Source organism: Amycolatopsis sp. NPDC051758 (genome assembly GCF_044453095.1).
Lineage (GTDB): Bacteria > Actinomycetota > Actinomycetes > Mycobacteriales > Pseudonocardiaceae > Amycolatopsis.
Map to the genome: position 1 here is coordinate 242,982 of NZ_JBITCJ010000013.1, position 13,857 is coordinate 256,838.

Consider the following 13,857-nt stretch of genomic DNA (forward strand, 5'->3'; position numbering starts at 1 on the left):
CGGCCGGGTCACCATGGACCGCACCCGCGCGACCGGTTCACCGCCGGAGTCGAACAGTTCTACGCTCAGCGCGCCGGAGTCGCCGAGTACCCCGTGTACTCGGGCTCGCCGGGCTCCGGGGGTGTAAAGCTCGACCCCGGTCCACAGGAACGGCAGCCTCGGCTCGGCGTCCGCACCACCGGTCAGCGCCGCCGCGTGGACCGCCGCGTCCAGCAGGACCGGGTGCAGCCCGAACCGGCCACCGGCGGCCGGCGGGAGTTCAACCTCGGCGAACACCTCACCTGCGCGCCGCCAGAGTCGTTTCACCGCCCGGAACGCCGGCCCGTAGGTGTGGAACCCGTACGCCTCGGTGACGTCGACCTCCGTGACATCAGTCGGCGGCCACTCCCCCGTCCACCGGCCGGGCAGCGCGCCGCGGGGCCGGATCCGGCCGGTCGCGTGCCGGCGCCAGTGCTTTTCGCTCGGCCGCCGGGCGTACACGTCCAGCTGCGGCCCGTCGACGACAACCTGCAGGTGCGTGTCCTCGGCCGGGTCGAGCGGCAGCGGCGCTTCCAGGGCGAGTTCGTCAACGGCCTCACCCGCGTGCAGCGCCAGTTCGACGAGCAGCGCCCCGGGCACGAGGGGTGTCCCGCCGATGGTGTGGTCGGCCAGCCAGCGGTGGGAGCGCGGGTCGACGGAACCGCCGTGCACGACCCGCGGCGAGTCCGGGGCTTCCAGCGCCGGCCCGAGCACGGCGTGGCCGGGCCCGGTCGCGACCGGCGCCGACGGCTCCAGCCAGTACCGCGTCCGCTGGAACGGGTAGGTCGGCAGGGACACGATCCGCGCGCCACTGCCGCGGAACACCGTCCGCCAGTCGATCGGGACGCCCGCGGTGTGCAGGGCGCCGAGCGCGGCGAGCACCCCTTCGCCCGACAGAGTTGTGGCCGCCGCGGGGAAATCCGCGAGCCGGGTGAGCACCGCGGCCGGGCCGATCTCGAGGCCCACGTCGGGTGCGGCGGTGTCCAGCGCGTCGGCGAACCGCACGGTCTGCCGGACGTGCCGCACCCAGTGGCCGGAGTCGATCGTTTCGACGCGCTCGCCGGTCAGGCTCGACACAAACGGGATCTCCGGGCGTTCGTAACGCAAAGTCGCTGCCACCGCGGCGAACTCGTCGAGCATCGGGTCCATCAAGGGCGAATGGAACGCGTGGCTGACCCGCAGGCGGGAGCCACCGCCCAGCCGTCGCGCGACCTCCGTGGTCGCCGTCTCCTCGCCGGACAGGACCACCGAGCGAGGTCCGTTGACGGCGGCGATCGCCACCCGCCCGGCCAGGAGCGGCGCAACCTCCGCTTCGGACGCGGCGACGGCGATCATCACCCCGCCGACCGGCAACGCGGCCATCAGCTTTCCGCGCGCGGAAACCAGGGCGGCCGCGTCCCGGAGGGACAGCACTCCGGCGACGTGGGCCGCGGCGATCTCGCCGATCGAATGCCCCACCACGACGTCCGGGCGCACACCCCAGGATTCGAGGAGCCGGAACTGGGCGACCTCGAACGCGAACAGTGCGGCCTGGGCGTGATCCGTGCGGTCGGCCAGATCGCCGTCGAAGGCGATGTCTCCCCCGAGCGCCTCGCAGGCCGCCGCAAAGGCGTCCGAGAACACCGGGAAGTACCGCGCCGGCTCACGTCCCATGCCCGCCCGCTGGGCGCCCTGCCCCGAGAACAGGAACGCCAGCCGCGGCCCACCGCGCACCGTCCGTCCGCGGACCCGGCCCTCGGCGACGGCTCGCAACGCTTCACGGTCACCCGCGGGAACCAGCACCCGATGCCCCGCCGCAGGGCGAGTGGCGAGACTGTAGGCGACGTCGATGCTGTGCGGTGCGTCCACGAGCCCGGCGGCGACCGCGCGCAAAGCGGTGTTGTCGGCCGCGGCGAGCAGCCACGGCGCCGCCGGAAACTCGTTGCGGTCCAAGGGCTTCTCCGGCGGCGGTTCCTCCAGCAGGACGTGGGCGTTGGTCCCGCCGATGCCGAACGCCGACACCCCGGCCCGCCGCGGCCGGTCTCCGGCGGGCCACGGCCGGGCCTCGTCGAGCAGCGCCACGCTCCCGGCCGACCAGTCGATCCGGGGACTCGGGTTGTCCGCGTAGCGCGACGGCGGCAGCTGTTCGTGCTGCAGGGCCAGCACCATCTTGAGCACTCCGGCCACCCCGGCGGCGGCCTGGGTGTGGCCGATGTTGGACTTCACCGAACCGAGCCACAGCGGCCGGTCCCGGCCACGGCCGTACGCCGCGATCAGGGCCTCCGCCTCGATCGGATCCCCCAGCGGGGTGGCCGTGCCGTGGCCTTCCACCGCGTCGACGTCCGCGGGCGCGAGCCCGGCGTCGGCCAGCGCCGAGGCGACCACCGCGCGCTGGGCCCGCCCGCTCGGCGCGGTCAGCCCGTTCGACGCGCCGTCGGAGTTGACCGCGGAACCTCGCAGCAGCGCCAAAACCGGGTGCCCGTGCCGCTGGGCGTCGGAAAGCCGTTCCAGTAGCACGACTCCGGCGCCCTCGGCCCACGCGGTGCCGTCGGCGTCGGCCGCGTAGGGCCGGCACCGGCCGTCCGGGGACAGCCCGCGCTGACGGCTGAACGCGAGGAACGTCCGCGGCGTGGCCATCACCGTCGCGCCACCGGCGACGGCGAGGGAACATTCACCCGCGCGCAAGGCTTTTGCCGCCAGGTGCAGGGCCACGAGCGAGGACGAGCACGCCGTGTCGACGGTGAGTGTCGGCCCGGTCAGCCCGAAGGTGTAGGCGATCCGGCCGGACGCGACCGCGTGGGACGACCCGATGCCCAGCCACGCCTCGAGTTCGTGCGAGTCGAACCGGCTCGCGTAGTCCTCGTTCATCACGCCGACGTACACGCCGGTGGTGCTGCCCCGCAGCGCGGTGCGGTCGAGGCCGGCCCGCTCGAACAGCTCCCACGTGGTCTCGAGCAGCAGACGCTGCTGCGGATCCGTCGCCAGCGCCTCGCGCGGGGAGATCCCGAACAACCCGGCGTCAAATCGGCCGCGTCGTAGAGGAAACCACCCCGCCGGGTCACCGACGTGCCGAGCCGGTCCGGATCGGGGTCGTAGAGCGCCTCGACGTCCCAGCCACGGTCGGCGGGGAACTCACCGGTCGCGTCGACGCCGTCGCGGACCAGCCGCCACAGGTCCTCCGGTGACCGCACGCCGCCGGGGAACCGGCACGCCATCGAGACCACGGCGATCGGCTCCTCGGCCGGCGCCACGACGGTCACCGGCGCCGCGGCCCGCGTCCCCGACGTCAGCCGCACGATCTCCGCGATCACCTCACCCGGCGTCGGGAAGTCGTAGATCAGCGACGCCGGCAGCGCCACCCCCGCGTGTTCGGTGAGCCGGTGCCGCAGCTGCACGCCGGCCAGCGACGTGAGCCCGAGTTCGCTGAACGGCCGGTCCCGCCACCCGTTCCCGACGTCGTGCCCGCACAGGGCGGCCACTTCCGCGCGCACCAGTTCCGCGAGATCACCGTGCGGCGCAGGTGGTTCCGGGGCGGTCAGCACGCCGCGCCGCGGCTTTCCCGACGCCGTCCGCGGGATCTCCTCGACCCGGTGGAACACCACCGGGACCTTGTAGAGCGACAGCCGCTGCAGGCAGAACCTGCGCAGCTCAGCCGGATCGACGTCACCGTCCACCGGCACCACGAACGCGATCGGCACTTCCCCGACGATCTCGTCCGGCCGGCTGCCGACGAGCACGTCCCGCACGGCCGGCGACTCCGCCAGCACCGCTTCGACTTCGGCCGGGTGCACGTTCTGGCCGCCGCAGACGATCACGTCGTCGATCCGGCCGTCGAGCACGAGCTTGCCGTCCTCGAGGCGGCCCGCGTCGCCGGTGCGGTACCAGCCGTCCTCGAACGGCGAGCCGGTTTGCCCGTGGTAACCCAGCATCAACCCCGGGCCCCGCACCAGGATCTCCCCGTCGCTGATGCGGATTTTGTTCCCCGGCAATGGAGTCAGGCCGGTTTCGCCGGGTAGTTCGACGGCGATCTTGCCGCTCGTTTCGGTGGCGCCGTAACCGTTCAGCAGCGGAACGCCGAACAGGTCGCGCACCGCGGCTCGCGCGGCCGGGCCGCACGGCGCCCCCGACGTCAGGCACAGCCTCGGTGGCACCACCGGGCCGCGGATTTCCTGCCGCAGTCCGGCGTACGTGGCGGGCACCCCGGCGAGCACACAGCCGGGGTACTCGGCGAGCAGCTCGGCCGTGCAGCGTTCGGTGAACCGGGTGTGCGCGCCCACGGCGATCGTCCCGAGTACCGCGAGCGACAACGCATACGCGTGGTGCGGCGGCAGTGGCCACAGGATCGTGTCGTCCCGGGTCAGGCCGAACATCGGGACGTAACCGGCGGCGGTGGACCACAGCATCGCCCGCTGCGTCGTCAGCACACCTTTCGGCCGGCCGGTCGTCCCGGAGGTGTAGAGCAGCCAGGCCGGTTCGTCCAGCCCGAGGTCGTCCCTCGGCGCGCCGGCGGCCGGAGGCAGCGTGTCTTCCACGAACAGCACCCGCAGGTGCGGGCGGCTCTCGGCCAGCCGTCGTGCCCGATCAGCGTGCCGCGCCTCGGTGACCAGCAGCACCGCACCGGAATCGTCGGCGACGGCGGCGACCTCCGCCTCGGTCGCCCGTACGCTCACCGGCACCCCGACCGCGGCCGCGCGCACGGCGGCGAGCAGGAACTCGACGTACTCGACGCGGCTGCCGACGTGCAGCAGCACCCGGTCACCCCGAGCCGTCCCGAGCGCGGTGGCGAGCCGGCCGCTGGTTTCGGCCAGCTCGCCGTAGGTCACCGAGCGGGTGCCGTCGGAGAACGCGGTCCGGTCCCGGGCACCCGGCAGAGCCGGCAACGGACGCAGCAGATCGTGTCGGATTTCCCCCATCACCCCAAGATAGCCACGTTCGCCGACGCCGGTGGGCTACCGGGCGGGCACCGGCGCCTCGACGGCCGGGGCCTCCGCCGCCGGCGCGCTCGGCCGTCCGGGCAGGGCGAAGGAGATGAGCACACCCGCGGCGGTGAAGCCGATCGCCCACCAGAAGGACTGCCGGAACGCGCCCGCGAGCGCCGACGCCGAAGTCGCGGCCGTGGTCGCGCCGGTGAGGATCACCGCGAGCACGGCCGTCCCGAACGAGCCGCCGACCTGCTGCGCGATGCGGGTGATGATGCTCGCGTCGGGCACTTCGTGGCGCTCCAGGCCGCGGAAGCCGAGGGCCATCAGCGGCACGGTCACGGTGCCGAGGCCGATCCCGCGCACGAACAGCGCGGCCATCAGCACCCACTCGTTCGTGTGCACGTCGGCAAAAGCGAACGGCAACGTGCCGGCCAGCACCACGAGGAACCCGGTCACCGCGAGCAGGCGCGCGCCGATGGTGTCGGAGAGGCGGCCGGAGATCGACCGGGAGACGAGTGTGCCGAGCCCCTGCGGGATGAGCAGCAGACCGGCCTCGAGCACGGTGGTGCCACGCAGTTCCTGGAAGTACAGCGGCATCAGCAGCATGGCGCCGTAGAGGGTGATGCCGGAGAGGAACAGCAGCAGCGATGCCGAGGCCAGCGGCCAGTGCCGCAGCAACAGCAGGTCCACCAGAGCGCGGCCGCGGCGGCGCAGGGCCCAGGCGACGAAGGCGGCCAGCAGCACGAGTCCGGCGAGCAGCGGGCCGAAGGCGTCGGCGCGGCTGAAGGCACCCGGCTTGCTGGTGTTCGACAGTCCCCAGAGCACACCGGCCAGGCCGGGCGCCATGAGCGCGAAGCCGACCACGTCGAGCGGCGCCCGGCGCACCGGGCCGTCCGCGGGCAGGAAGATCACGGCGAGCACGAACCCGGCGACGCAGAACGGCACGTTCACCCAGAACATCCACGACCAGTGCAGGTGCTGCAGGATCAGGCCGCCGAGGACCGGGCCGAGGATCGGCCCGAGCACCGCGGGCAGGCTGATCACCGACATGATCTTCCCCAGGCCACGCCCGCCCGCGGCCTGCATGACCATCGTCGACATCAGCGGCACGAGCACCCCGCCGCCGACCCCCTGCACCACGCGGAAGGCGATCAGGCTGCCGGCGCTCCACGCGAGGCTCGACAGCACCGAGCCCACCAGGAACACCGCGAGGGCGGCCAGCCAAAGGCGCTTGCCGCCGAGCATCCGCTGGGCCCAGCCCGCGATCGGGATCGTCACGCCGAGCGCGAGCAGGTAACCCGTGCTGACCCACTGGATCGTCGCGACGGAGGCGTGCAGCTCGCTCGCCAGGGTGTGCAGGGCGACCGCGACGATGGTCGTGTCGAACAGCACCGCCATCACACCGACGAGCACGGTCCACACCGTGCGCCACACCGCGGGGTCGACCTGGGTGGCCTCGGTCTTCGGGTCGGACATCCACCACTCCTTAAGAAACACTCTGTATCTTGCAGAGTAGGACGGAAGGATAAGAAACACAATGTCTCTTAACGACGAAGTTCCGGCTCCCCAGCGACGACGCGGGGCGGCGCTCGAGAACGCGTTGCTGGACGCCGCGTGGGACGAGCTCGTCGACCGGGGTTACACCGAGTTCACCATCGAGTCGGTGGCCGAGCGGGCCAGGACCAGCCGGGCCGTCCTCTACCGGCGCTGGCCCACCAAGCCCGAGCTGGCCCGGGCGGCCGTGCTGCACGCCGGCCGCAAGGAGCAGGTCGAAATCCCCGACACCGGCTCCCTGCGTGACGACGTCGTCGAACTGCTGCGGCGCGCGAACGGCTTGCGCGCCCGGCTCGGCATCATGATGACGCTGCAGCTCTCGGGTTACTACGCCGAGACCGGCACCGGCCCGTCCGAACTGCGCAACGCCTTCCTCGCGGGCCGCGGCACCGCGGTCGACACGCTCATTTCCCGCGCGCTCGAGCGCGGCGAGGTCGACCCCGCGAAGCTGAGCCCGCGGGTGGTCGGCGTGCCGTTCGACCTCTACCGGCAAGAGCTGCTGATGACCCTCAGGCCGGTGCCCGACGACGTCATCGAGTCGATCGTCGACGAGGTGTTCATGCCCCTCGTGCGGCCGTCGGCCTGACCGCCTCCCGTCGGTGCTCCACCCGGTCGACGGGTCTGGTGTCCCGCCCTGACAAGTCGTACGCTTCCCCCGACCGAGTACTCGGTTGGCGGAATACGGTCGTCAAGGGAGACGCCATGACCAGCCCCGATCCAGCCCCAGTAACCTCCGCACCCCCGTCCACCTCCGCCGGCCGAGCCCGGCCCGTGGTCGTCGTGACCATGGCGATCGCCCAGTTCGGGCTGTTCGTGGGGCTGCTCGCGCCGGTGACCGTGAGCCTCGCACTCAAGACGCAGACGCTCGTGCCGGGCGACGAGGCCGCCGCGGTCAACGGCAACGTCCTGGCGGTCGCCGCGTTGTTCGCGCTGGTCGGCAACCCCGTGTTCGGCCGGCTCTCCGACCTGACGACGTCGCGGTTCGGACGGCGGCGGCCGTGGATGGCCGGCGGCGCGGTGGTGTTCGTCGGGGCGATGCTGATCGTCGCGCTGGCCGGGTCGGTGCCGGTGATGCTCGCCGGCTGGTGTCTGGCGCAGCTGGCCGGCAACGCGATGCTCGCGCCGTTGCTGGCGACCATCGCCGACCAGGTGCCGCCGCAGCAACGCGCGTCGGTGTCGGCCAACGTCGGTGTGATGCAGAACGTCGGCATCCTGGTCGCCGCCTACATCGCCGCCTGGTTCGTCGACAACATGGTGGTGTTGTTCGTGCTCCCCGGTGTCCTGGCGCTGCTGCTCGTCGGGGTGTTCTGCGTTGTGCTGCCGGACGAGCCCATCACCGAGCGGCCCGACACCGGCGGCTGGCTGGCGCTGCTGCGCACGTTCTGGGTCAATCCCCGGCGATACCCGGACTTCGGCTGGGCGTGGCTGTCCCGGTTCCTGGTCTTCCTCGCCTACTTCCTGTTCATCAGCTTCCGCATCTTCTACCTGCAGGAGCGGATCGGCCTCGAGGCGGCCGATGCCGCCAGGATCCTGGGTCTCGGCGCGCTGGTGTTCACGATCGGCCTGGTGATCACCGCAAAAGCCGGCGGCTGGTTGTCGGACCGGACCGGACGGCGCAAGGTGTTCGTCGTGGTGTCGATCCTGCTGCTGGCCCTCGCGTTCGCCCTGCTCGGCGCGGTGACGACGGTCCCGGGCTTCTTGCTGGTGGAGGCGATCATGGGGATCGGGTACGGCGTCTACTGGTCGGTGGACACCGCGCTCACCGTGGATGTCCTGCCGGACCGCGAGAACACCGCGAAGGACCTCGGAGTCATGAACATCGCGAACGCCCTGCCGCAGTCGCTCGCCGCGGCGCTGGGCGGCATCCTCCTGGTGCTCGGCACCGGCGGCGCCGCCACCAACTACACCGCGCTGTTCGTCGGCGCCGGGGTCATCGGCGTGCTCGGCGCGCTCGCCATCCTGCCCATCCGCTCGGTGCGATAGGAACGATCCGTGAACCTGGAAGTGTTGCTGGACAAGCTGGATCTCACCACGATGGTCCGGTTGCTGACCGGGGCGGCGATGTTCGAGCTGCACGGTGAACCGGCCGTCGGCCTGGCGCCGCTGGTGTTCTCCGACGGGCCCTCCGGCGTCCGCGGCCCGGTGTTCTCCGGCGGCCGGCCGGTGGCGCTGCTGCCGAACGCCACCCTGATCGCGTCCACCTGGGACACCCGGGTCGCCCACGGCGTGGGTGTCCTGCTGGCCGAGGAAGCCCGCGCGCAAGGCGTCCACGTTGTGCTCGGCCCGACGGTCAACCTGCACCGCACCCCGCTGGGTGGGCGATTGTTCGAGGCGTTCTCCGAAGACCCGCTGCTGACCGGCGCGCTGGCCACCGAGTACGTCCGCGGGCTGCAGGAAAACGGCGTGGCTGCGTGCCCGAAGCACTTCGTGGCCAACGAATCCGAGACCGACCGGATGACCGTGAACTCCCGGGTGGCCGACCGGGTGCTGCGCGAGGTGTACCTGCTGCCGTTCGAAATGCTCGTGGCCGACGCGGAGCCGTGGGCGATCATGGCCGCCTACAACGACGTCAACGGGGTGCCGGCCACCGAGCACGGCGAGCTGCTCGACGGTGTGCTCAAGGGCGAATGGGCGTTCGACGGCCTGGTGATGTCCGATTGGTTCGCCACCAAGAGCACCACGGCCGCGGCGAACGGGCTCGATCTGGTGATGCCGGGCCCGGCCGGGCCGTGGGGTGACGCGCTGATCACCGCGGTGCGCGCCGGCGAGGTCGGCGAGGACGCCGTGCGTGACCACGTCCGCCGGCTGCTGCGGCTCGCGTCCCGGGTCGGTGGTCCCGGCCCGGCTGTGGACCCCGCCGATCCCGTGCGCCGCGACCACCTGCGCTCGGTCGCCGCGGCCGGGATGACGGTGCTGACCGGCGGTGAGGTCATCCCGTTCGAGGACTCGCCGGTGCTGCTGGTCGGCCGGCACGCCCTGCGGACCGTCGCCCAGGGTGGCGGGTCCGCACAGGTCCGGCCGCCGCACGTGGTGAGCGTCGCGGACGGCCTGCGTGCCGCGCTCGGCGACCGGCTCACCGTGCTGGACGGCGTCGAAGTGCGCGCGACGCCCGAGGTAGCGGACCCGTCGTTCGTCTCCGACCCCGAAACCGGCGCCCCCGGCATCCGGGTGACCAGCCGGCAGGCCGACGGCAGCGAGCAGGCGTCCACCCACCAGCCGGTGCCGTCGCTGCTGCTGGACCTGGAAGGCGGGCCGCACGACGGCGCCGCGAGCGTGGTCCTTTCCGCCGACCTGCCCCTGACCCACACCGGCGAGGTCGAGGTGGGCGTGATCGGCACCGGCCGGTGGACCGTGCGCCTCGGCGACCACCACCACGAGATCACCTTGGACACCACGGACGTCGGCTCGGCGGTACTCGACCCGCCACATTGGACGGTCCGGCTGGCCGCGACGCCCGGCAGCCGGCTCGTCGCCACCCGCCGTCCGCCGGACGAAGGGGCGCCCGTCGGCCTCGCCGCGCTGGTCGCCCGCCCGGCACCGGCTCCGGACGACGACGTCATCGGCGCGGCCGCGGCGGCCGCGACCGGTGCCGCACGGGCGGTGGTCGTGGTCGGCCTGACCCCGGAGCAGGAGATGGAGGCCAAGGACAAAACGACGCTCGCGCTGCCCGGCCGTCAGGACGACCTCGTCCGCGCGGTCGCGGCCGCCGCCCGCAGCACGGTCGTCGTGGTCAACGCGGCGACGCCGGTGCTGATGCCGTGGCTCGACGACGTCGACGCGGTGCTGTGGGCCGGGCTGCCCGGTCAGGAAGGCGGGCACGCCGTGGCCGACGTGCTGCTCGGCCGCCGCGAAGCCACCGGCCGGCTGGTCACCACCTTCCCCGCCGCGGACGGCGCCGGTCCGGCGTGGTCACCCGTCCCGGTGGACGGCGTCCTGGACTACACCGAAGGCCTGGGCGTCGGTTACCGCGGCTGGACGGCGGACACGCCGCTCTTCTGGTTCGGCCACGGCCTCGGCTGGACCACGTGGGCCTACCACGACGCCGAACCGGGCGGGCCTGACGCGCTCGTGGTCACCATCGAGAACACCGGCACCCGCACCGGCCGCGAGGTCGTGCAGGTCTACCTGCGCCCGGACGACGACCCGGTCCGGCTGGCCGGCTGGGCGGTGGCCGACGACGTCGCGCCCGGCGAGCGCCGCGCCGTCCGGGTCACGCTCGACCCGAGGGCGCTCCGCCGCTGGACGTCCGACGGCTGGGCGCCACTCCCCGGCGGGCGGCTGGTGGTCGCCCGCGGCCTCGGCGACGTGCGGCTCGACGTGGCCCGGCCGGCGCCGGCGGCTGGGTAACCTCGACACGTGTCGTTCCCCCGCCAGTACCGCCACACGCTCACCGGCCGCGCCAGCGCGGCCGGTGACGAAGCGCGGACGCGTGTCCTCGAGGTCGCGCTGGACCTGTTCGCGGCGTCCGGGTACCGCGGCACCTCGGTCGCCCAGGTGGCCCAGCACGCCGGCCTCAGCCAGGCCGGCCTGCTGCACCACTTCCCGTCCAAGGTCGCCCTGCTCACCGCCGCGCTCGAATACCGCGAGGAGACCGAAGGCACCCGGCTGGAGGTCGACGGCGTCGCGCCCCTCGGCTGGGCCGCCTTCGACGCGCTGACCGGCCTGGTCGCGCGCAACGCGGCCCGGCCGTCGATCGTTCGGCTCTTCGTCACGCTGTCGGCGGAGGCCCTCGACCCCGCCCATCCCGCGCACGACTGGATCCTCAACCATTACGACAGTCTCACTGCCTGGCTCACCGCGGCGGTGGAGTTCGGCCGCGCCCAGGGCGAGTTCCGGCCGGACACCCCGGTCGACACGCTGGTCCGGCTCACCATCGCCACGATGGACGGCCTGCAGCAGCAGTGGCTCGCCACGGGCGAAGGCTTCGACATGGCCGAGGAGTTCCGCCGGTACGTGGAAAGCCAGCAGCGCACCTGGAAGGCGTGACACTCAGCCCGTGGTGCTCGCGGCGATCCCGCGGCCGAGGAGGTCGTCGGCGTCCACTCCGGACTCTTCGAGCAGCGCACGGGTGTGCTGGCCCAACGCGGGAACGTCGCCCATCACGGCCTCGACGTCCGCGAACGTCACCGGCGGCAGCAGGGCGTCGGCCCGGGCGTGCTCGGTGCCGACCTTCCGCCAGCGGTCCCGGGCCCGCAGCTGCGGATGACCGACCACCTGGTCGACTTCCTTGAGCTGGGCGGCCGGGACACCCGCCGCGGCGAGGCGGGCGTCGAGTTCGGCGTTGGACCACCGGGACGTGCGGTCCGCGACCTCGGCGTCACACTCGGCGCGATGGGCGACCCGATCGACGTTGGTGACGAACCGCGGATCGTCCGCCAGCGCAGGGGCGTCGAGGACCTGGGTCACCAAGGTGCGCCAGCCCGTGTCGTTCTGGACCCCGATCAACATCTGCCCATCCCGGGTCGGAAAAGCGTCGTACGGGGCGATCGAGCTGTGGCTCAGCCCCATCCGCGCCGGCTGCGTCCCGCCGTACATCTGCGTGTAAAGCGCGTACCCCATCCACTCGACGGTGGCCTCCAGCATCGAGACCTCGATCGTCGCGCCCTCGCCGGTGCGCCAGCGGCGCAGCAGCGCGGCGAGCACCGCCTGCGCGCAGTACATGCCGGACGCGATGTCGGCGGTGGGAATGCCGGTCTTCGCCGGCGCTTCGGGGCTGCCGGTGATCGCGATGAGCCCGGCTTCGGCCTGCACCAGCATGTCGTAGGCCTTGCGCTGCTCCATCGGCCCGCCCGCGCCGAACCCGGACAGGTTCACCACGACCAGCTCGGGGTGCTCGGCCCGGAGGTCACCGAACCCCAGGCGTTCCGCGGCGCCAGGCGCGAGGTTCTGCAGGAAGACGTCGGCCCGCGCGACGAGCCGCCGCACGACGTCACGGCCTTCGGCGGTCTTGAGGTCGACGGCAAGGGACTCCTTGCCGCGATTGAGCCAGACGAAGTGCGCGCCGGTGCCGTGCACGACGTGGTCGTAACCGCGGGCGAAGTCGCCACCCTCGATGCGTTCGACCTTGATCACGCGGGCGCCGAGGTCGGCGAGGTTGCGGGTGGCCAGTGGTGCGGCGACGGCCTGCTCGATGGCGACGACCGTGACGCCCTCCAACGGGCGGGTCACGACTGCTTCTTCTTCTCGGCCCGCACCAGCCCGCCACCGATGATCAGGCGCTGGATCTCGCTGGTGCCTTCATAAAGCCGCATCAGACGGACGTCGCGGTAGATCCGCTCGACCGGGACCTCGCGGATGTAACCGGACCCGCCGTGCACCTGCACCGCCAGATCGGCGACCTTGCCTGCCATCTCGGTGCAGAACAGCTTCGCCGCCGACGGCGCGATCCGCCGGTCCTCCCCCGTCACATACAACCGCGCCGCCTCACGAGCCAGCGAACGCCCGGCCAGCACCCCGGTCTGCTGATCGGCGAGCATCGCCTGCACCAGCTGGAAATCCCCGATCACCGTCCCACCCTGCGTCGCCGTGGCCGCGTAGGCGACCGACTCGTCCAGCGCCCGCTGCGCCGCACCGACCGCCAGCCCGGCCATGTGAATCCGGCCGCGGGCCAGCGATGTCATCGCGGCCTTGTAGCCGACCTCGCCGTCGCCCCCGACCAGCGCCTCCGGGCCGACGCGGACCTGGGAGAAGGTGACGTCCGCGGTGCGCGAGCCTTCCTGGCCCATCTTCGCGTCCTTCGCGCCGACCGTGATGCCCGGCGTGTCCCCCGGGACGAGGAACACCGCGATCCCGGTGCCGGACTCCGACGCGGGCCGGATACGGGCGAACACCACGAACAGACCGGCCTCGGTGGCGTTGGTGATGAACTGCTTACCACCGTCGATGACCCAGCCATCACCGTCCGGCTTCGCGCCGGTCCGCAGGCCCGCCGGGTTGGAGCCCGCACCGGGCTCGGTCAGCGCGAACGACGCGACGATCTCACCGGAGGCGATCCCGGGCAGCCACCGGGACTGCTGCTCCTCGGTGCCGAAGCCGACCAGGACCTGCCCGGCGATGCCGTTGTTCGTGCCGAACATCGACCGCAACGACAACGACGTGTAGCCGAGTGCCATGGCGACCTCGACGTCCTGGACGAGGTCGAGCCCGAGGCCGCCCCACTCCTGCGGGATCGCGTACCCGAACAACCCCATCTCCGCGGCCTGCGCACGCAGGTCGGCCGGGATCGCGTCGGTGGTCATGATCTCCAGCTCGCGAGGCATGACGCGGGTGCGCACGAAGTCGTTGATCTGGCCGAGGACGTCCGCGAAGACGTCGTCGGGCACGTCGGGATTGCCGGTGTACATGGTCATCACTATCGCAGCTCCGCGCGTTCCTCGCGGTCGCC

7 protein-coding genes and 1 pseudogene are annotated in these 13,857 nt (G+C 72.6%); 4 read left to right on the plus strand and 4 right to left on the minus strand.

Translation table 11 applies throughout. The features are described 5' to 3' along the window. Window positions 1–8 precede the first annotated feature (8 nt). Together ACIA5G_RS44745 and ACIA5G_RS44750 are read right to left on the minus strand one after the other, a co-directional pair. A pseudogene (locus ACIA5G_RS44745) lies at window positions 9–4,910 on the minus strand (AMP-binding protein). Window positions 4,911–4,946: 36 nt separating this feature from the next. Further along, entirely contained in the window at window positions 4,947–6,395 is a 1,449-nt protein-coding gene (locus ACIA5G_RS44750) for an MDR family MFS transporter (RefSeq protein ID WP_395934919.1), read from the minus strand. Between the two features lie 61 nt (window positions 6,396–6,456). On the opposite strand from ACIA5G_RS44750, the gene ACIA5G_RS44755 reads away from it, so the two are divergent. The 4 genes from ACIA5G_RS44755 (at window position 6,457) to ACIA5G_RS44770 (ending at window position 11,459) form a co-directional block, all read left to right on the plus strand. Next, on the plus strand, window positions 6,457–7,059 hold the full coding sequence (locus ACIA5G_RS44755) for a TetR/AcrR family transcriptional regulator (RefSeq protein WP_395934921.1): 603 nt from the start codon (window positions 6,457–6,459) through the stop codon (window positions 7,057–7,059). Window positions 7,060–7,244: 185 nt separating this feature from the next. After that, window positions 7,245–8,456 (plus strand): MFS transporter, encoded by a 1,212-nt coding sequence (locus tag ACIA5G_RS44760; RefSeq protein ID WP_395934923.1) that lies wholly within the window; start codon window positions 7,245–7,247, stop codon window positions 8,454–8,456. 9 nt (window positions 8,457–8,465) lie between these two features. Then, the gene (locus ACIA5G_RS44765) at window positions 8,466–10,820 is read left to right on the plus strand and encodes a glycoside hydrolase family 3 C-terminal domain-containing protein (protein WP_395934925.1); all 2,355 of its coding nucleotides are present in this window, start codon (window positions 8,466–8,468) and stop codon (window positions 10,818–10,820) included. Window positions 10,821–10,829: 9 nt separating this feature from the next. Next, window positions 10,830–11,459 (plus strand): TetR/AcrR family transcriptional regulator, encoded by a 630-nt coding sequence (locus tag ACIA5G_RS44770; protein ID WP_395934927.1) that lies wholly within the window; start codon window positions 10,830–10,832, stop codon window positions 11,457–11,459. 3 nt (window positions 11,460–11,462) lie between these two features. Here the strand turns inward: ACIA5G_RS44770 and ACIA5G_RS44775 are convergent, their stop codons facing one another. Together ACIA5G_RS44775 and ACIA5G_RS44780 are read right to left on the minus strand one after the other, a co-directional pair. Next, window positions 11,463–12,641 carry a CaiB/BaiF CoA transferase family protein gene (locus tag ACIA5G_RS44775; protein WP_395934929.1) on the minus strand — a complete coding sequence of 393 codons (1,179 nt, stop codon included), beginning with the start codon at window positions 12,639–12,641 and terminating at the stop codon, window positions 11,463–11,465. Continuing rightward, window positions 12,638–13,816, minus strand: a complete 1,179-nt coding sequence (locus ACIA5G_RS44780) for an acyl-CoA dehydrogenase family protein (protein WP_395934965.1) — start codon at window positions 13,814–13,816, stop codon at window positions 12,638–12,640. The genes ACIA5G_RS44775 and ACIA5G_RS44780 overlap by 4 nt, the downstream gene beginning before the upstream one ends. Window positions 13,817–13,857: the final 41 nt, after the last annotated feature.

Excerpts from the sequence above, each read along its gene's own strand:
- ACIA5G_RS44780 (WP_395934965.1), bottom strand. The coding sequence starts at position 13,816 with ATGTACACCGGCAATCCCGACGTGCCCGACGACGTCTTCGCGGACGTC.
- ACIA5G_RS44750 (WP_395934919.1), bottom strand. The coding sequence starts at position 6,395 with ATGTCCGACCCGAAGACCGAGGCCACCCAGGTCGACCCCGCGGTGTGG.
- ACIA5G_RS44755 (WP_395934921.1), top strand. The coding sequence starts at position 6,457 with ATGTCTCTTAACGACGAAGTTCCGGCTCCCCAGCGACGACGCGGGGCG.